This window comes from Stenotrophomonas sp. B2 (assembly GCF_014947095.1).
GTDB lineage: Bacteria > Pseudomonadota > Gammaproteobacteria > Xanthomonadales > Xanthomonadaceae > Stenotrophomonas > Stenotrophomonas maltophilia_P.
In genome coordinates this window covers 29,809-47,542 of sequence record NZ_JADCQA010000008.1, presented here as the reverse complement: position 1 = coordinate 47,542, position 17,734 = coordinate 29,809, and the positions used below count along the sequence as shown (strand labels likewise).

Here is a 17,734-nt window from a genome sequence, read left to right as displayed (position 1 = left end):
TTGCGCGGGCGTTTTTCATTTCTTCTCTTCGGCCGGTTTGAACTCGGTGCGGCAGTCCACCCGGATCTGCTCACCGCTTCCGCGCCAGACGAAGGTGCGGCAATGGCGGTTGCCTTCCTGGCTGTCGTTCACCGACACGGCATAGAACGACTGGATGATCTCGTCACGCGATACCGTGCCGTCACCGTTCCAGTCCATGTCCTTCTGCTCGATGCCGCGGGTGATGGCGATATCGGCGTACCAGGCATACCCCAGCCACGCCAGCACGATCAGCACCAGCGCCAGCAGCGCCTTGCGACGCGGGCTGAATTTTCCGCGAAGGATCATGGCACGCGCCGGATGGTGGCACCGAGCGAAGACAGCTTCTCTTCGATGTTCTCGTAGCCGCGATCGAGGTGGTAGATGCGATCGATGGTGGTATCGCCGCTGGCCATCAGGCCGGCCAGGATCAGCGATGCCGATGCACGCAGGTCGGTGGCCATGACCGGCGCGCCGCTCAGGTGCTCGCTGCCACGCACGATCGCGGTATGGCCTTCGACCTGGATGTCCGCGCCCAGGCGCAGCAGCTCGTTGACGTGCATGAAACGGTTCTCGAAGATCGTTTCGTTGATCACGCCGACGCCGTCGGCCACGCAGTTGAGCGCCATGAACTGCGCCTGCATGTCGGTCGGGAATGCCGGATACGGCGCGGTGGTCAGGTTGACCGCCTTCGGCCGCTTGCCCTGCATGTCCAGGGTGATGCTGTCCTCGGTGGTCTCGATCCGGGCGCCCGCCTCGACCAACTTGGACAGCACCGCGTCCATGGTGTTCGGACGTGCGCGGTTGACCGTGACCTTGCCGCCAGTCATCGCGGCGGCCACCAGGAAGGTGCCGGTCTCGATGCGGTCGGGCAGCACTTCATGACGGCCACCGGAGAGGCGCTCCACGCCTTCGATCACCAGGCGGGCGGTGCCGAGGCCTTCGATCTTCGCACCCAGAGCGATCAGGCAATGGGCCAGATCGGTCACCTCCGGCTCCATCGCGCAGTTGTCGAGGATGGTGGTGCCTTCAGCCAGCACCGCGCCCATCAGCACGTTCTCGGTACCGGTCACGCTCACCATGTCGAAGGTGAAGTGGCCCCCCTTCAAGCGCTTGGCCGAAGCCTTGATGAATCCGTTCTCGACCACGATGTCGGCACCAAGCGCCTGCAGGCCCTTGATGTGCTGGTCGACCGGACGCGAGCCGATGGCACAGCCACCGGGCAGCGACACTTCGGCCGCACCGAAACGGGCCAGCAGCGGACCCAGCACCAGGATCGACGCACGCATGGTCTTGACCAGTTCGTACGGCGCCACATGCTGGTTCACCGCACGCGGGTCGACCACGATCGCGCTGCCGCGCGACAGCGTGCCCTGGTCGATGGTGACCTTGGCGCCCAGTTCGCCCAGCAGCTTCACCGTGGTGACCACATCGTGCAGGTGGGGCACGTTGGTGATCTCCACCGGCTCATCGGCCAGCAGGGTCGCGCAGAGGATGGGGAGGACGGCGTTCTTGGCGCCGGAGATGCTCACTTCACCGTGCAGCGCAGCGCCGCCGGTCACAACGATCTTGGCCATGGAGTTCGGGATCTTCTGCGGTTCAGCCGGCTTCGGCCGGGGTCACGGTTTTCAGCGCCAGCGCGTGGATCGCGCCGCCCATAAGGTCGCCCAGCGTGGCATAGACCATGCGGTGGCGGGCCAGCGGCATCTTGCCGGCAAAGGCGTCGCAGACCACGGTCGCTTCGAAATGCACGCCATCGTCGCCCCGCACATCGGCGCGGGCGCCAGGCAGGCCGGTTTCGATCAGGTTGCGAATGGTGTCGGCGTCCAACGGGCTTTCCTAATAAAATGAACCCTCATTCTACTTCCGCTGCGTGGCGTCCGCATGGCCGAGTCCCTCCCGCCCCCCCGTTCCGTCGAGCCGGCCGCCCTGGTGGCCAGCGGCCGCCGCGTGTTCGAGATCGAGCAGCAGGCACTGCAGGCGGTCGCCGAGCGCCTGGGCGAGCCGTTCCAGAAGGCCTGCCAGGTGATCCTGGGCAGCCGCGGGCGGGTGGTCGCCACCGGCATGGGCAAGTCAGGCCATGTGGCGCGCAAGATCGCCGCAACCCTGGCCTCCACCGGTACCCCGGCGTTCTACGTGCACCCGGGCGAAGCCGGCCATGGCGACCTGGGCATGATCACCGAAGCCGACGTGGTACTGGCCCTGTCCTATTCGGGCGAATCGGACGAAGTGCTGATGCTGCTGCCGGTGCTCAAGCGCCAGGGCAACGTGCTGATCTCCATGACCGGCCGCCCGCAGTCCAGCCTGGCGACCGCCGCCGACGTCCACCTGGACGTCAGCGTGCCGGCCGAGGCCTGCCCGCTGGCGCTGGCTCCGACCTCGAGCACCACCGCCTCGCTGGCGATGGGCGACGCGCTGGCGGTGGCCCTGCTGGATGCGCGCGGCTTCACCGCTGACGATTTCGCCCGCTCGCATCCGGCCGGCAGCCTTGGCCGTCGCCTGCTGCTGCATATCACCGACGTCATGCATACCGGTGCCGATCTGCCCAAGGTCGATGCCGGCGCCAGCCTCAGCGAGGCCCTGGTGGAGATGAGCCGCAAGCGCCTGGGCATGACCGCCGTGGTCGATGCCGAGGGCGTGCTGATCGGCCTGTTCACCGACGGTGACCTGCGCCGGGCACTGGACAGTGCGCTGGACGTGCGCACGGCAAAGATCGCCGATGTGATGACGCGCAACCCCCGCACCATCGGAGCCGACCAGCTGGCGGTGGAGGCCGCCCGCCAGATGGAAACCCAGCAGATCAACGGCCTGATCGTGGTCGATGACCAGGGCCGCGCCGTCGGCGCCCTGAACATTCATGACCTGTTGCGGGCCCGGGTGGTTTAACCGACAGTCCGTAGACCCCATTCAGTCTGTAACCCCACACCTGCCCTGATCGAGTCCAACGTCCTGATGCCCTGGTCCCCCCTGCCCGCCTTCCCTGCCCACCTGCATGCCGCTGCGGCGCGGATCCGCATGGCCTGCTTCGACGTGGACGGCACCCTCACCGACGGTCGGCTGTACTACGACCAGGACGGCAACGAGAGCAAGGCGTATTTCGTGCAGGATGGCCTGGGCCTGAAACTGCTGCAGCAGCACGGCATCCACCCCGTGCTGATCACCGCGCGCAACAGCCAGTCCGCGCTCAGGCGCGGTGCCGATCTCGGCATTGATACCCACATCGCCGTGGGCGACAAGCTGGCCAGCGTGCAGGCCCTGTGTGCCCAGCGCGGCATCGGCCTGGAACAGGTCGCCTTCCTTGGCGATGACCTGCCGGATCTGGCGCCCCTGGGTGCGGTCGGCCTGGCCGTGGCGCCGGCCAATGCCCATCCGTGGATCGCCGAACGCGTGCACTGGCAGACCCGTTCCGAAGGCGGGCGCGGCGCGGCGCGTGAGCTGTGCGACGTTCTGCTGGCCGCGCAGGGTCATGTTGCGTCGGTCCTGGCGAGGTATGGCGCATGAACGCACCGACCGTGAACTGGCGCACCGTGCTCGGCATCGGCCTGCTGCTGGCGGCCCTGCTCAGCAGCTGGGCCGCGCTGCGCAACCGCGACAAGGGCCCGATCCAGAGCGGCCAGGAGGTCGGCGTGGATTACATCCTGCACGACTTCCAGATCGTCGCCCTCGACGAGCAGGGCAAGGAATCGACCACCCTGCGCGCGCCGCGGCTGGAGCGGCAGCGCGGCGACCAGACCATCAACATCGCCACGCCACTGTTCGAGATGCCCGACAAGGACGGCAGGCACTGGACACTGCGCGCGGAGACCGGCTGGCTGAGCGCCAAGGGTGACGAACTGAAGCTGCGCGGCAAGGTGGCGGGTGACAGTCCGGCTGCCCCCGGCGTCGTGCCGACCACCTTCCGCACCGACCACCTGGACGTGTTCCCCAAGGAGAGCCGGGCCCGGACCGACGCCCTGGTGACCATGACCCGCCCCGGCATGGAGCAGTCCGGCGTCGGGTTCGAGGTGGATTCGAAGAACAACACGTATCATTTCCTCAGCCAGTCCAAGGGTCGCTACACGCCCAGACGCTGATTCCGCCGCCCGGCCCGCGACGTCCCTGGACAGGCGCGGCGCCGGCAGCCCCCACCCGCCGCTGCCCTCCTGACCGGGCAGCCACCACCGGCAGAACGGACCCCGATGAAGATCCCCTTTGCAGCCATGCTCGCACTCAGTCTTCTTGTCCCCGCCCTCGCGCAGGCGAAGTCGACCGACCGCAACGAGCCCATGAACATCGATGCCGGTGCACAGAACGGCATGCTCACCGGCGACGGCAAGACCGTGTTTTCGCAGGGCGTGGTCATCACCCAGGGCACGCTGGACCTGCGCTCGTCCGAAGCGGAGATCTATCTCAAGGACGGCGACCCGGTGCGCGTGGTGTTCACCGGCAAGCAGGCGAAGTTGAAGCAGCAGCTCGATGACGGCACCTGGATGGATGCGCTCGCCGACCGCATCGACTACGACATCAAGACCGAGATCATCACCCTCACCGGGAACTACAAGGTCACCAGCGCACGCGGCACCAACGCCGGCCAGCGCATGGTCTACAACACCCGTACCGGCGAGATGAACTCCGGCGGCGACGGCAGCCGCGTGCGTACCGTGATCCCGCCCAAGAACAAGACGCCTGCCGCCACCACCACGCCGGCGCAGCCGGCCGGGAGCCGGAAGTAATGCTCGTCGCCAAGGGCCTGCGCAAGCGCTACAAGCAACGTGAGGTCGTCAAGGACTTCGGGCTCACCCTCGAAGCGGGCGAAGTGGTCGGCCTGCTCGGCCCCAACGGTGCCGGCAAGACCACCTGCTTCTACATGATCGTCGGCCTGGTCGCCGCCGATGCCGGCAGCATCGTGCTCGATGGCAAGGACATCACCGGCGACCCGATGTACACCCGTGCCAAGCAGGGCGTGGGCTACCTGCCGCAGGAGCCCTCGGTGTTCCGCAAGCTGACCGTGGCCGACAACATCCGCTTGGTGCTGGAACTGCGCGAGGATCTGGACTCGGCCGGCCGCGAGCGCGAGTTGAGCAGCCTGCTGGACGAACTGCAGCTGGGCCATGTGTCCGAACAGCTTGGCGCCAGCCTGTCCGGCGGCGAGCGCCGCCGCTGCGAGATCGCCCGCGCGCTGGCGGCGCAACCCCGGCTGATCCTGCTCGACGAACCGTTTGCCGGTGTCGATCCGATCTCGGTTGGCGAGATCCAGCGCATCGTCACCCACCTCAAGCAGCGCGGCATCGGTGTGCTGATCACCGACCACAACGTGCGCGAGACCTTGGGAATCTGCGACCGCGCGTATATCCTCGCCGAGGGCACCGTACTGGCCCAGGGTTCGCCGGAATCGATCCTGGACAATGCCGACGTACGTCGCGTCTACCTTGGGGACTCGTTCAAGCTGTGACCGCAGCTGCCGGGTTCCATTCCCCCTCTTCGGCACAGGCATGAAGACTCGGCAGCAGACATCGTTGGGACAGCAGCTGGTGCTCACGCCCCAGCTGCAGCAGGCGATCAAGCTGCTGCAGATGTCCAGCACCGAGCTGGAACTGGAGATCGCCCAGGCGGTGGAGAGCAATCCGCTGCTGGACTGGGCCGAAGGCAACGAGAGCGATGCCGCTGCCGGCGACGATGGCAACGGCGATGACGCCCCGCCCGAACGCACCGACGCCGGCCAGGAGGACGACTGGGCATCGGCCGAACCGGACTGGAGCACCGCCGGCAGCGGCGGCAGCTTCGACGACGATGACGAAAGCGGCAGCGCGGCCGAACGCGTGGCCGAAACCGAGACCCTGGCCGACCACCTGCTGTGGCAGCTGCACCTGTCGCATCTGTCCGCACGCGACCGCAGCATCGGGGCTGCCCTGATCGATGCCCTGGACGACGATGGCTACCTGCGCGAACCGCTGTCCACCATCGCCGAGACCCTGCTGCCGGCGATCCACGCCGGCGAGGACGAGATCCTCACCGTACTGCACCAGATCCAGCGCTTCGATCCGGTCGGAGTAGCGGCACGCAGCTTGGGCGAATGCCTCCAGCTGCAACTGGACGTACTGGCGGCCGACACACCTGGCCTTGCCCTGGCACGCCAGATCGCTGCCGGGCCGCTGGAGCGGCTGCCGCGCAGCGGCGTGGTTGGGCTGGCGCACGAACTCCGGCAGCCCCTGGCCGATGTCGAGACCGCCGTGGCCCTGCTGCGGTCGCTGGACCCGCGCCCAGGCACCCAGATCGCGCCGCTGTCGCCGGACACCTACGTGGTGCCGGACGTAGTCGTCTGGCGGCAGAACGGCGTGTGGCGCGCCGCGCTGGCCGGCCATGCCGGGCCGAAGGTGGTCATCCACCGCGGTTACGAACAGATGATCCGCCGCTGCGGTGAGGCCGACGCCGGCTACCTGCGCGCCCAGCTGCAGGAGGCGCGCTGGCTGCTGAAAGGTCTGCAGCAGCGTGGCGAGACCCTGCTGCGAGTGGTGCGCTGCCTGATCCTGCAGCAGTCCGGCTTCCTGGAGTTCGGCGAACAGGCACTGCGCCCGCTCACCCTGCGTGAGATCGCCGCCGAACTGGGCCTGCACGAATCCACCATTTCGCGGGCGATCGCCCGCAAGCATGTCCGGACCCCACGCGGCACCCTGCCGCTGCGCGCCTTCTTCGCGTCGGGCATCGATACCGAAGGCGGCGGTGAGGCATCCAGCACCGCCATCCAGGCAATGATCCGGCGCCTGATCGATGACGAAAACCCGCGCAAGCCCCTTTCTGACGCCAAGCTGGCTGACCTGCTCAAATCGTCGGGAATTCCAGTGGCGCGACGCACCGTGGCGAAGTATCGTGAAGCCATGAACATTTCCGCCTCGCACGAAAGGGTCAGAATCGCTTGACGCACCGCCGCGCCCGGCGGAGAGGTTCATTGGCACATCCGAACACAGGAGAAACCCGATGCGCATCGAAACGTTTGGCAAAGACGTCGAAGTCACCCCGGCCCTGCAGTCCTATGTAGAGGAGAAGCTGGCCCGGATCGGAAAGCACTTCGACCAGCACTGCGAAGCGCGGGTGACCCTCAAGCTGCAGAAGACCGAACACCATGTCGACGCCAGCCTCAACATTCCCGGCCAGACCCTGCACGCCGAGGCCGGCGGCCAGACCATGTATGCCGCGATCGACCTGCTGGCGGACAAGCTTGACCGCCTGGTGATCAAGCACAAGGAGAAAAAACAGCAGCACGCACCGCTGCCGGTGGGTGACAATGGCGGCTGATCGCCACCGTTCCCCGCAGACATGCCCCTGACTGACCTCCTGGCGGCCGTGCAGACCCAGCTCTGCACGGCCACCGACCGCGACAGCGTCCTCAAGGCCGCGGCCGGGTTGCTGGCCTGCCGCCAGGCCAATGCCGAACAGATCTATCTGAACCTGTGCCAGCGTGAGGCGCTGGGCAGCACCGCGATCGGTTGCGGCATCGCCATTCCGCATGGCCGCGCGCCGACCCTGGACCGCCCACGCGGCGCCCTGCTGCGACTGGAGACCCCCGTCGACTTCGGGGGCGACGAGCCGGTCGACCTGGTGTTCGCGATGGCCGTTCCGGCCCACTACACCCATCAGCACCTGATGCTGCTGTCCGAACTGGCCGAACTGTTCTCCGCCCCCGCCATCCGCGAGGCGCTGCGCGCCGCCGGCGACGCGCGGGCACTGCGTCAGGCCCTGGATCTCACGCCCCCGGCGAGTGCCGCATGAATACCAGCATCACCGCACGCGAACTGTTCGAACAGCAGCGCGAACGCCTGGGCCTGCGCTGGGTGGCGGGAAAATCCGGCGAGAAGCGCGAGCTCGAGGCCGGCAACACCGTCTCCCGCCGGCCCTCGCTGGCGGGCTACCTCAATGCGATCTACCCCAACAAGGTGCAGATCCTGGGCACCGAGGAACTGTCCTGGCTGGACGCGCTGGAACCGCGCCAGCGCTGGGAGACGATCGAAAAGCTCATGCAGTCGCACCCGCTGGCGCTGGTGATTACCCGCAACCAGCCCTGTCCGGAAGACCTGCGCGCGGCCGCCGACGAGTCGGGCACGCCGCTGTGGGTATCTCCCAAGCGCGGCCACGAACTGCTCAATCATCTGTCCTACCACCTGGCACGCACGCTGGCGCCGCGCGTGATCCTGCACGGCGTGTTCATGGAGATCTACTCCATCGGCGTGCTGATCACCGGCGAAGCCGGGTCGGGCAAGAGCGAGCTGGCGCTGGAACTGCTCAGCCGTGGCCACCGCCTGGTGGCCGATGATGCACCTGAATTCACCCAGATCGCGCCGGACGTGCTCGACGGCACCTGCCCGGAACTGCTGCAGGACCTGCTGGAAGTACGCGGCCTGGGCGTGCTGAACGTGCGCGAGATGTTCGGCGACACGGCTGTAAAGAAGAACAAGTACCTTCGGCTGATCGTCCACCTGACCAAGCCGATGACCGAGCCCACTCCGCATGGCTACGAACGCCTGACCGGCGATTCCGGTACCCGCCATGTGCTGGACCTGGACGTGCCGCTGATCACGCTGCCGGTGATGCCCGGCCGCAACCTGGCCGTGCTGACCGAGGCGGCCACCCGCCTGCATATCCTGCGGACCAAGGGCATCGACCCGGCCGCGATGTTCATCGCGCGCCACAGCAACCTGCTGGAACGGCGAACACCCTGATTTCCCTGGCCTTCGAAGAGTCTGTCCATGAGCACCGCTGCCCCCACCGCCCCGACCCTGATCATCGTCAGCGGCCTGTCCGGCTCGGGTAAATCCGTCGCCCTGAAGACGTTCGAGGACCAGGACTACTACTGCTCGGACAACCTGCCGATCCAGCTGCTGCCGGACTTCGTGCGCAGCCTGCTGGCCCACCATGACGGCGCCGCGCCGCGCCGGCTGGCGGTCGGCATCGACGTGCGTGGCCAGGCTGACCTGAGCCAGCTGGCCAACTGGCGGCAACTGGCCACCGATGCCGGCGTGGAAACAAAGGTGCTGTTCTTTGAAGCCAGCGACGAGGCGGTGCTCAAGCGCTATGCCGACACCCGTCGCCGCCATCCACTCAGCCAGCTCGGTCTGTCATTGCCGGAAGCGATCGCCCGCGAGCGCGAACTGATCGCACCGCTGCGCCAGGAGGCCGACGCCATCATCGACACCAGCGCGCTCAACGTGCACCAGCTGCGCCGCCGGATCATCACCGAGTTCACGCTGGACCATGCAACCCGCCTGTCGCTGCTGTTCGAATCGTTCGCCTACAAGCGTGGCGTGCCGGCCGAAGCGGATTTCGTCTTCGATGCGCGGGTGCTGCCCAATCCGCACTGGGATCCCGAGCTGCGTGCGCTCAGTGGCCGCGAGCCGGGCGTGCGCGACTACCTGGAAGCCCAGCCGGACGTGCAGTGCTACCTCGCACAGCTGATGGGGTTTCTCGACACCTGGCTGCCGAAGCTGGGCGACGGCACCCGCAGCTACGTGACCGTGGCCTTCGGCTGCACCGGCGGCAAGCACCGCTCGGTCTATCTGGCCGAACGGATGGCCCGGCATGCCCGCGAAATGGGCTGGGAAGACGTGGCCACCTATCACCGCGAGCAGGATTGAGAGGCCCGGCCGGGGTGCGCCCGACCGCCCCGCGGAGAGGCGGCATGCGCCGGCAGGCGGGGGACGCTGAATACGGGACACAGTGCCCCTCATCTGCGGCTATCGCCAATTCACCTTGACCTGTTAACGTGCAGTAATGACCTGTGGCATTCTCCTCGTAACACATCCCGGGGTCGGCGCCGCCCTGCTTGACGTGGCGACCCGGCTCCTGCGGCAGCTGCCGTTGAAGACCGAAGCTTTCGAAGTACCGTTCGACGCAGACCTGGATGCTCTGCTCCCCCTCGCCTCGGCCGCGCTGCGGCGGGTTGATGGTGGAGAAGGCGTGCTGATCCTGACCGACCTGTACGGCGCCAGCCCCGCCAACCTTGCCGGGCAGCTGGCCCGGCTGGGGACCCCGGTTCGCCGGGTGTCGGCGCTGAGCCTGCCGATGTTGCTGCGGGTGATGAATTATCCGGAACAGGGACTGGATCAACTGCCCGCCACCGCTGCGGCGGGTACCCGTAATGGAGCGATAGTCGACGATGCTTGAACGAGAACTCACCGTCAGCAACCGCCTGGGCCTGCATGCCAGGGCCACCGCCAAGCTGGTGCAGACCCTGGCACCGTTCCGGTGCAACGTGACCATGGCTGCCAAGGGCCGCGAGATCAACGCCAAGAGCATCATGGGCGTGATGCTGCTCGCTGCCGGCCAGGGCACCCCGGTCACCGTGCGCATCAGTGGCGAAGACGAAGCCGCCGCGATGGACGCGGTGGTCGACCTGTTCGAACGCCGCTTCGACGAGGACAGCTGATCGTGCCGCGCGCCCGCGCCGGCCAGCTCCCTTCCGGCCAACGGCCGGTCCAGCTGCTGGCTGGTCATGGCGCTGCGCGGGGTTCGGCGATGGGGCGTGCACGCGTGCGCCTGCCGCATGCGCTGGACGTTGCCGAACAGCGCGTGGCACCGCAGCAGATCGAAACCGAGCTGACGCGCCTGCATCACGCCGTGGATGCCGCGCGCGCGGAGATGCATGAGCTTCGGCAGCGCCTGCACGGCGCACTGAACCAGGAAGTAGGCGAATTCCTCGATCTGCACGCGCTGCTGCTGGACGACCCGGAGCTGCTGTTCGGCCTGGATGAGCTGATCCGCAGCGGCCCGTACAGCGCCGGATACGCCCTGCGCCTGCAGCGCGACCGCCTGGCCAAGGTCTTCGATGGCATGGACGATGCCTACCTGAAGAGCCGCATGGACGATCTGGATCATGTGATCGGCCGCATTCACGCCTTCCTGCAGCCGGAGCGTGCGCCGGTGATGAAGGGGCTGGCCGGCGAGATCCTGGTCTGCGACAACATCGCGCCGTCCGAGCTGGCACAGCTGCAGGCACAGGGCGTCGTAGGGATCGTCACCGCCGCCGGCAGCGCGCTGTCGCACAGCGCCATCCTCGCCCGCAGTCTGCACCTGCCACTGATCGTCAACGTTCCGCAGCTGCTCAGCCGCGTTGCCGATGGCGACGTGCTGATCGTCGATGGCGCCGACGGCAGCATCACCGTCAACCCGCAGGCCGACAACCTGCGTGACTATCGCGCACGGCTGAAGGAACACGCCCGCGAGCAGCGGGAGCTCGGGCGCCTGCGCAGCAAACCCAGCCGTACCCGCGACCAGGTCGACATCGCCCTGCTGGCCAACGCCGAATCGCTGGAGGACGTAACCCAGGCCCACGCCCTCGGCGCGCAGGGACTGGGTCTGTACCGCACGGAATTCCTGTTCCTGCAGCGCAACGAACTGCCGGACGAGGAAGAACAGTTCCGGACCTACCGCGACGCCGCGCTGGGCATGAGCGGGCGGCCGGTGACCATCCGCACCCTCGATCTGGGTGCGGACAAAGCGGATCGTACCGGCCTGACCCTGAGCAACGAAGAGAACCCGGCGCTTGGCCTGCGGGGCGTGCGCCTGTCGCTGGCACGGCCGAAAGTGGCCGACACCCAGCTGCGGGCGATTCTGCGTGCTTCGGCCTATGGCAAGCTGCGGGTGCTGGTGCCCATGATCAGCACGCGCGAAGAGCTGCTGGCCGTGCGCCGGCGCATGCTCAAGCTGTCCGAACAACTGCGCGCGGAAGGGCACATGGTGGCCGACCACGTGCCGCTGGGGGCGATGATCGAAGTACCCGCCGCTGCCCTAGCGCTGGAGAGCTTCATCGACCTGGTCGACTTCCTGTCGATCGGCACCAATGACCTGGTGCAGTATCTGCTCGCGGCCGACCGCAACAACGAGGCGCTGGGCGAACTCTACTCGCCGCTGCACCCGGCGGTGCTGCGCCTGCTGCAGATGGTGATCGAGACCGGCGCACGCCATCGTGTGCCGGTGGCGGTGTGCGGCGAGATCGCGGGGGACGCACGCATGGCGCCGCTGCTGCTGGCACTGGGCCTGACCGAGTTCAGCCTGCATCCGGGCACGCTGCTGGAAGTCCGCCGCGCGATCCGCGAGGCCGACCTGGCATCCCTGCGCGCCCGCGCTCCGAAGCTGCTGGCCGCGCGGGACCGTCGCGGCATCGAGCGCTGGCTGGCACTGGTGGCCGATACGCCCTGACGGCCGCGCTGCGCGCTCGCCGGGCATGGCCCGGCGCTACCACCCCACGCATCCCGCTCGCCGGGCATGGCCCGGCGGAATTCATGGACCCCGCTGGCCGCAGACACCGGGGTATGCGTTGAAACATCCCCTTGCGATAATGACGCGCTGAACACCCCTGTTGCCGCATCCTTGCCAGGATCGCGGCTTTTCTTATCCCGCGGGAGCTGCGATGGCTGAAGCTGTACGCCACGACAAGACTGCGCGCCAACTGCGGATGCTGTCCGATGCACTGGACAGTGGCCGGCTGGGACCGGTGCGTCGCCTGGTCAATACTCTGGCCCCCGCCGAGATCGGCAACCTGCTCGAATCGCTGCCGCCGGGAAAGCGCGAAGTCGTGTGGGGCCTGGTCGATCCGGAAGATGACGGCGAGGTGCTGGTCCACGTCGGCGACGACGTGCGCGAGAGCCTGCTCGCGGACATGGACCCGGACGAGATCATCGCCGCGGTCGAAGACCTGGACATCGACGACCTGGCCGATCTGGTCGAGGACCTGCCGGACACGGTCATCGACGAAGTCCTCAAGTCGATGGACCGCGAGAACCGCGAGCGCCTCGAGCAGGTCCTGTCCTACCCCGAGGACAGCGCTGGCCGCCTGATGAACCCGGACGTGGTGACCGTGCGCGCCGACGTCAACGTCGACGTGGTGCTGCGCTACCTGCGCCTGCGCGGCGAACTTCCGGACCATACCGACCACCTGTTCGTGGTCAGCCGCCGCCATCAGTATCTTGGCCGTGTCTCGCTTGCAGCGCTGGTCACCCATGAAGACACCACGCCGATCAACCGGTTGATCGACGACGAACAGCCGGCGATCGATGTCGGCGAGAGCGACCAGGAGGTCGCCCGCCAGTTCTCCGACCATGACTGGATTTCCGCGCCGGTGGTGGACGACAACAACATTCTGGTCGGCCGCATCACCATCGATGACGTGGTCGACATCATCCGTGGCCAGGCCGAGCACCAGGCGCTGGGCGCCGCCGGCCTGGACGAGGACGAGGATCTGTTCAGCCCGGTGTGGCGCGCGATGCGCCGTCGCCTGATGTGGCTGTCGGTGAACCTGTGTACCGCCTTCCTCGCCTCCAGCGTGGTCGGTCACTTCGAAGGCACGATCGACAAGCTGGTGGCGCTGGCGGTGCTCATGCCCATCGTCGCCGGCCTCGGCGGCAACGCAGGCACGCAGGTGCTGGCGTTGATGGTGCGCGGCCTGGCGCTGGGCCAGGTGGGCGCATCCAATGCACGCACCCTGCTGTGGAAGGAAGTGCGGGTGGCACTGCTCAACGGCCTGTTGCTGGGTTCCGTGCTGGGCCTGATCGTGCTGGCCTGGTTCCATTCGCCGGGGTTGTCGGCGGTGATCGCCATCGCGCTGACCTTCAACCTGCTGTTCGCCGCGCTGGCCGGTGTGCTGGTGCCGCTGACCCTGAAACGTTTCGGCTTCGATCCGGCCTTGGCCAGCGGTATTTTCCTGACCGCCGTGACCGATTCGATGGGCTTCTTCACCTTCCTCGGCCTGGCCACCCTGGTGCTGCTGCACTGACCGACCTGCGCCCTGCCCCCAGTCGGGGCGCGGGGCCCATTCCCACTGGAACACCCCATGGCAACCACGATCGAAAACTACTTCCAGCCGGGTTGGCGCGACCAGCTGCATACCTGTGCCGCGTGCGAATGGAAGGGCAGTTCGCGGGCAATGGTGATGGAGCTGGACGAGGACGCCACCGAGTACGACTGCCCGGTGTGCGAGAACCCGATGCTGGTGGTGCTGCACCCGGATCTGGCACAGGTACGGGCCGCCGCCGCCGAAGGCAACGCTGAAGCGCAGGAGCAGCTGGACATCGTCGCCAGCGCCCCCCGGCCCGAGTGACGCGCTGCACGATGCTGGCCAGGTGCGACTGGACTACCATGAAAACGATTCCAGATCAGGAAACGCGCTCATGGTTCGTCTGCTTGCACGCTGGTTGCCGCTGCTGCTGGTCCTGATGGTAGGAGGCTGCGCCAGCACCGCCGAACGGACGCACGGACGCTTCGAGGCGCGTGCGGTGAAGGTGGATGGCCGGACGGCCTATTACCAGGTGTTCATTCCCGCGGGCCTGCAGCCGCGTGGTCCGGCGCAGCAGGGTGCCGCGCCGGTCGATGTGCCCGTCATCCTGTTCCTGCACGGCTCTGGCGAGCGCGGCGGCGATGGCGTGAAGCAGACCCACGCCGGGCTCGGCCCGTACCTGCGCGACCACCGCGACTTCCCGGCGCTGGTGGTGTTCCCACAGGTTCCCGGGCACGAGGAATGGAGCGGCCGCAACAACCGGGTGGCCCTGGCCGCACTCGACGCCACCCTCGCCGAGTTCGGTGCCGACCCGGCCCGGCAGTACCTGACCGGCATGTCGATGGGCGGCTACGGCAGCTGGAACATCGCACTGGATGACCCGCGCCGTTTCGCGGCGATCGTGCCGGTCTGCGGCGCGGTGCTGGCCCCCCGCGCGGTGCGGCCGACCCTGTTCGTGGAGCAGGTCGCCAACGAAGCCGATCCGTATGCCGCGATTGCACAGCGCCTGCGGCACACGCCGATCTGGATCTTCCATGGTGCGCTTGACGATGTGGTGCCACCAGACGACGACCGCCGCCTGCACGCCGCATTCCAGGCCACCGGCGCCGCCGACGTACGCTACACCGAGTATCCGCAAGGCAACCACAACGCCTGGGATGCCACCTACGCCGATGCGGCGATGTGGACGTGGTTGTTCAGGCAGAAGCGATGAGTTTCAGCTCCTGGTAGTTGCCACCCTGGGTTGAAGCCTGGCTTCAGCAGATGCCCACCGAAGTTGGAGGCAGGTTCCGGTGGGTGCCAACCTTGGTTGGCACTATCTGCCCGCGCCCATGAACTCCGCCTTGGCACAGGAACCTTCGAGTTCCCACTCACACCACGCATGCGGGTACTCACCCAGCTGCGTTGCCAGCCCCGCCCTGATCGGATTCGCCATCACATACATGGCGTGCCGGAACAGCGACTCATCAGAGCGGATCGCATGATCGTGATAGCAGGACTGCCAGAAGCGCCCCACCCTGCCCAGTACCCGGTTTGCGTGCACGGCTGTACGCGACTTGAAGCGCTTCATGACAACGTCGAGCGATGCGGCGCGCAGCTGCATTAACCAGTGAACGTGATCCGGCATGACCACGTAGGCGATCGAATGGGGCAGACCTTCCAGATCCAGACGCTGGAACTCCTGCATGGCGGCAACCGCAACGGCTTCATTGGCGAACAGAGCCGCCCGGCCATGCACGTTCGTCGTGAGCATGTAGCTCTGGCCGACACTGGAATGACGGCCTAGCAGGAGGCGGGTGCTGTTCATGCAGAAGAGCATGGGCCGGCGCATGTTCCCTGAACATAGGGAAATCACCTTCGCCCGGGTAGGCCAGTGCCAACCAAGGTTGGCACCTGCCAAAGCGGGGTTCAGCCCAGCAGGGTTTCCAGCACGGCCATGCGCACGGCGACGCCGTTGGCGACCTGGCGCAGCACCCACGACTGTGGGCCATCGGCCACATCGTCGGTCACTTCCACGCCGCGGTTGATCGGGCCGGGGTGCAGCACCGCGGCGTCCTTGCCGGCGCGGGCCAGGCGTTCGCGGGTCAGTCCGTACTGGTCGTGATACTGCTCCAGCGACGGCACCAGCCCTTCTTCCATGCGCTCGCGCTGCAGGCGCAGCATCATCAGTGCGTCGACCCCTTCCAGCATCGCGTCGAAATCCTCGCCCACTACGCAGCCCTTCAGGGTTTCGTCGTCCGGCAACAGGGACTGCGGGCCACAGACGCGGATCTCGCCCACGCCCAGCGTGCGCAGTGCGTGCAGGTCGGTGCGGGCCACGCGCGAGTGCTTCACGTCGCCGACGATCACCACCTTCAGCTTCGAGAAATCCGGGCCCTTGGCCTGGCGCAGGGTCAGCATGTCCAGCAGGCCCTGGGTGGGGTGCGAACTGCGCCCATCGCCGGCGTTGACGAGGGCGGTGCCCTCGCCCGCCGCTTCGGCCAGTGCGGCCACGGCACCATCATCGGGATGGCGCACCACGAAACCGCGCACGCCCATCGCTTCCAGGTTGCGCAGCGTGTCGCAGGCGGTTTCGCCCTTGCGCGTGGACGAGGTCGACGCATCGAAGTTCAGCACGTCGGCGCCCAGGCGCTGCGCGGCCAGCTGGAACGAGCTGCGCGTGCGGGTGGACGGTTCGAAGAACAGCGTGCACACCGCGGAACCGGCCAGCACGTGCCGCTTGTTGCCGACGCGGCCGACCGCCGCGTCGCGGATCTGCCCCGCGCGGTCGAGCAGCTGCAGCAGGGTGTCGCGGGGCAGGCCCTCAAGAGTCAGCAGGTGGCGCAGGCGGCCGGAGGCATCGAGTTGCTGGGCGGTCATGGCGGGAATCGTGCAGTCAGGGAATGGGAGTGGCGTCGTCCGGCGAGGACAGCCAGCGGTCGATGATCACCGCCGCAGCCACCGCATCGAGCGCGGCCGCATCACGGCGGCGCTTGCGCCCTTCGGCGCGCTCGACGGCGAAGCGGCGGGCGGCTTCCACCGAGCTTGAGCGCTCGTCGATCATCACCACCGGCAGCTTGAATCGTTCCCGCAGCTGGCGGGCGAAGCCCTGCGCGCGCTTGCGGTTGGGTTGGTCCTGGCCGTCGAGCGTCAGCGGATCGCCGACCACCAGGCCATCGGGCTTCCATTCCTTGATGAGGCGTTCGATCGCCGCCCAGTCCGGGCCGTTGCCGTGCACGTCGACCACGGCCACGGCACGCGCGTGCGCGGCGAAGGCACTGCCGATGGCCACGCCGATCCGTCGCGCGCCGACATCGAAGCCGAGCACGGTGCCATCGCGACGGAGGGCGGCCGGCTCAGACATGGCCGCTGTAATCGGTGAGCCGGAACAGATCCACGCCGATGCGCGAGGCCGCGCCCTGCCAGCGCTGCTCCAGCGGCAGCTGGAATACCAGTTCGGCGTCGGCCGGCACGGTCAGCCAGCTGTTCTCGGAAAGCTCGCTCTCCAGCTGCCCGGCGCCCCATCCGGCGCAGCCAAGGGTCACCACGGCATTGGCCGGGCCTTCGCCGCGGGCCATTGCTTCGAGGATGTCGCGCGACGTGGTCAGGTACAGGCCATCGCCCACCGTCAGGCTGGAATCCCAGGGCCGCGCATCGTCGTGGATGACGAACCCGCGCTCGGGATGTACCGGCCCGCCGTTGAGCACCATGCGCGCCTGCAGGTCGCCATCGCTGGTGGCGATGTCCATCTGCGACAGCACCTCGCCCAGCGTGTACTCGGACGGCTGGTTGACCAGCACGCCCATCGCCCCGTTCTCGTCGTGCTGGCAGATCAGCGCGACGCTGCGGGCAAAGGTCGCGTCGAGCAGCGACGGCAGCGCGACGAGCAGGTGATCGGCAAGGGAAGTGGGAGTTGCGGGCATGCCGCCATTCTAGCCGCTGGCCGCCCCCGATGCCTGCACCTGCCGGTCACGGCGCGCATAATGACCACCCCGT

23 protein-coding genes are annotated in these 17,734 nt (G+C 67.5%); 16 read left to right on the top strand and 7 right to left on the bottom strand.

Annotated features, from left to right (window positions below; all coding sequences use genetic code 11):
• Positions 1–15: 15 nt before the first annotated feature.
• The 3 genes from IMX13_RS11125 to IMX13_RS11115 are packed head-to-tail and all read right to left on the bottom strand — an operon-like array spanning position 16 to position 1,848.
• Complete coding sequence (locus IMX13_RS11125) at positions 16–327, bottom strand: hypothetical protein (RefSeq protein WP_053519425.1); 312 nt, start codon at positions 325–327, stop codon at positions 16–18.
• On the bottom strand, positions 324–1,595 hold the full coding sequence (gene murA / locus IMX13_RS11120; RefSeq protein ID WP_053519424.1) for a UDP-N-acetylglucosamine 1-carboxyvinyltransferase: 1,272 nt from the start codon (positions 1,593–1,595) through the stop codon (positions 324–326). The genes IMX13_RS11125 and murA overlap by 4 nt, the downstream gene beginning before the upstream one ends.
• A gap of 22 nt (positions 1,596–1,617) precedes the next feature.
• Complete coding sequence (locus IMX13_RS11115; RefSeq protein WP_053519423.1) at positions 1,618–1,848, bottom strand: BolA family protein; 231 nt, start codon at positions 1,846–1,848, stop codon at positions 1,618–1,620.
• 54 nt (positions 1,849–1,902) lie between these two features.
• On the opposite strand from IMX13_RS11115, the gene IMX13_RS11110 reads away from it, so the two are divergent.
• The 16 genes from IMX13_RS11110 (at position 1,903) to IMX13_RS11035 (ending at position 14,972) form a co-directional block, all read left to right on the top strand.
• Positions 1,903–2,904 (top strand): KpsF/GutQ family sugar-phosphate isomerase, encoded by a 1,002-nt coding sequence (locus IMX13_RS11110; RefSeq protein WP_065174535.1) that lies wholly within the window; start codon positions 1,903–1,905, stop codon positions 2,902–2,904.
• A 66-nt stretch (positions 2,905–2,970) separates the two neighbouring features.
• On the top strand, positions 2,971–3,519 hold the full coding sequence (locus IMX13_RS11105) for an HAD hydrolase family protein (protein WP_053519421.1): 549 nt from the start codon (positions 2,971–2,973) through the stop codon (positions 3,517–3,519).
• The gene (gene lptC / locus IMX13_RS11100) at positions 3,516–4,091 is read left to right on the top strand and encodes an LPS export ABC transporter periplasmic protein LptC (protein WP_193396371.1); all 576 of its coding nucleotides are present in this window, start codon (positions 3,516–3,518) and stop codon (positions 4,089–4,091) included. Before IMX13_RS11105 ends, lptC begins: the two co-directional genes overlap by 4 nt.
• 105 nt (positions 4,092–4,196) lie before the next feature.
• Positions 4,197–4,730 carry a lipopolysaccharide transport periplasmic protein LptA gene (gene lptA / locus IMX13_RS11095; protein WP_053519419.1) on the top strand — a complete coding sequence of 178 codons (534 nt, stop codon included), beginning with the start codon at positions 4,197–4,199 and terminating at the stop codon, positions 4,728–4,730.
• A complete protein-coding gene (gene lptB / locus IMX13_RS11090) occupies positions 4,730–5,449 on the top strand; it encodes an LPS export ABC transporter ATP-binding protein (protein WP_065174533.1) in 720 nt (239 codons plus the stop codon). The genes lptA and lptB overlap by 1 nt, the downstream gene beginning before the upstream one ends.
• 40 nt (positions 5,450–5,489) lie before the next feature.
• On the top strand, positions 5,490–6,914 hold the full coding sequence (locus IMX13_RS11085; RefSeq protein ID WP_193396370.1) for an RNA polymerase factor sigma-54: 1,425 nt from the start codon (positions 5,490–5,492) through the stop codon (positions 6,912–6,914).
• 58 nt (positions 6,915–6,972) lie between these two features.
• On the top strand, positions 6,973–7,290 hold the full coding sequence (gene raiA / locus IMX13_RS11080; RefSeq protein ID WP_005415556.1) for a ribosome-associated translation inhibitor RaiA: 318 nt from the start codon (positions 6,973–6,975) through the stop codon (positions 7,288–7,290).
• Positions 7,291–7,311: 21 nt separating this feature from the next.
• A complete protein-coding gene (locus tag IMX13_RS11075) occupies positions 7,312–7,764 on the top strand; it encodes a PTS sugar transporter subunit IIA (protein ID WP_053519416.1) in 453 nt (150 codons plus the stop codon).
• On the top strand, positions 7,761–8,711 hold the full coding sequence (hprK, locus tag IMX13_RS11070; RefSeq protein WP_053519415.1) for an HPr(Ser) kinase/phosphatase: 951 nt from the start codon (positions 7,761–7,763) through the stop codon (positions 8,709–8,711). Before IMX13_RS11075 ends, hprK begins: the two co-directional genes overlap by 4 nt.
• A gap of 27 nt (positions 8,712–8,738) precedes the next feature.
• Positions 8,739–9,623: an RNase adapter RapZ gene (gene rapZ / locus IMX13_RS11065; protein WP_053519414.1), complete on the top strand. Its 885-nt coding sequence runs from the start codon at positions 8,739–8,741 to the stop codon at positions 9,621–9,623.
• Positions 9,624–9,759: 136 nt separating this feature from the next.
• A complete protein-coding gene (locus IMX13_RS11060; protein WP_053519413.1) occupies positions 9,760–10,152 on the top strand; it encodes a PTS fructose IIA subunit family protein in 393 nt (130 codons plus the stop codon).
• Positions 10,145–10,414, top strand: coding sequence for an HPr family phosphocarrier protein (locus tag IMX13_RS11055; protein WP_053519412.1), 270 nt, complete (start codon positions 10,145–10,147; stop codon positions 10,412–10,414). The genes IMX13_RS11060 and IMX13_RS11055 overlap by 8 nt, the downstream gene beginning before the upstream one ends.
• A 2-nt stretch (positions 10,415–10,416) precedes the next feature.
• On the top strand, positions 10,417–12,186 hold the full coding sequence (gene ptsP / locus IMX13_RS11050; protein WP_065174530.1) for a phosphoenolpyruvate--protein phosphotransferase: 1,770 nt from the start codon (positions 10,417–10,419) through the stop codon (positions 12,184–12,186).
• Between the two features lie 211 nt (positions 12,187–12,397).
• Entirely contained in the window at positions 12,398–13,759 is a 1,362-nt protein-coding gene (gene mgtE / locus IMX13_RS11045; RefSeq protein ID WP_053519410.1) for a magnesium transporter, read from the top strand.
• 57 nt (positions 13,760–13,816) lie between these two features.
• Positions 13,817–14,083, top strand: coding sequence for a hypothetical protein (locus IMX13_RS11040; protein ID WP_065174529.1), 267 nt, complete (start codon positions 13,817–13,819; stop codon positions 14,081–14,083).
• 70 nt (positions 14,084–14,153) lie between these two features.
• Positions 14,154–14,972: a prolyl oligopeptidase family serine peptidase gene (locus IMX13_RS11035; protein WP_193396369.1), complete on the top strand. Its 819-nt coding sequence runs from the start codon at positions 14,154–14,156 to the stop codon at positions 14,970–14,972.
• 102 nt (positions 14,973–15,074) lie between these two features.
• Here the strand turns inward: IMX13_RS11035 and IMX13_RS11030 are convergent, their stop codons facing one another.
• The 4 genes from IMX13_RS11030 to IMX13_RS11015 all read right to left on the bottom strand — a co-directional run bounded on the left by IMX13_RS11030 (position 15,075) and on the right by IMX13_RS11015 (position 17,661).
• Positions 15,075–15,566 (bottom strand): transposase, encoded by a 492-nt coding sequence (locus tag IMX13_RS11030; RefSeq protein WP_193396368.1) that lies wholly within the window; start codon positions 15,564–15,566, stop codon positions 15,075–15,077.
• Positions 15,567–15,667: 101 nt separating this feature from the next.
• Positions 15,668–16,618 (bottom strand): aspartate carbamoyltransferase catalytic subunit, encoded by a 951-nt coding sequence (locus IMX13_RS11025; RefSeq protein WP_053519403.1) that lies wholly within the window; start codon positions 16,616–16,618, stop codon positions 15,668–15,670.
• Between the two features lie 16 nt (positions 16,619–16,634).
• The gene (gene ruvX, locus IMX13_RS11020; RefSeq protein ID WP_053519401.1) at positions 16,635–17,102 is read right to left on the bottom strand and encodes a Holliday junction resolvase RuvX; all 468 of its coding nucleotides are present in this window, start codon (positions 17,100–17,102) and stop codon (positions 16,635–16,637) included.
• Positions 17,095–17,661 carry a YqgE/AlgH family protein gene (locus tag IMX13_RS11015; RefSeq protein ID WP_065182436.1) on the bottom strand — a complete coding sequence of 189 codons (567 nt, stop codon included), beginning with the start codon at positions 17,659–17,661 and terminating at the stop codon, positions 17,095–17,097. The genes ruvX and IMX13_RS11015 overlap by 8 nt, the downstream gene beginning before the upstream one ends.
• Positions 17,662–17,734 lie beyond the last annotated feature (73 nt).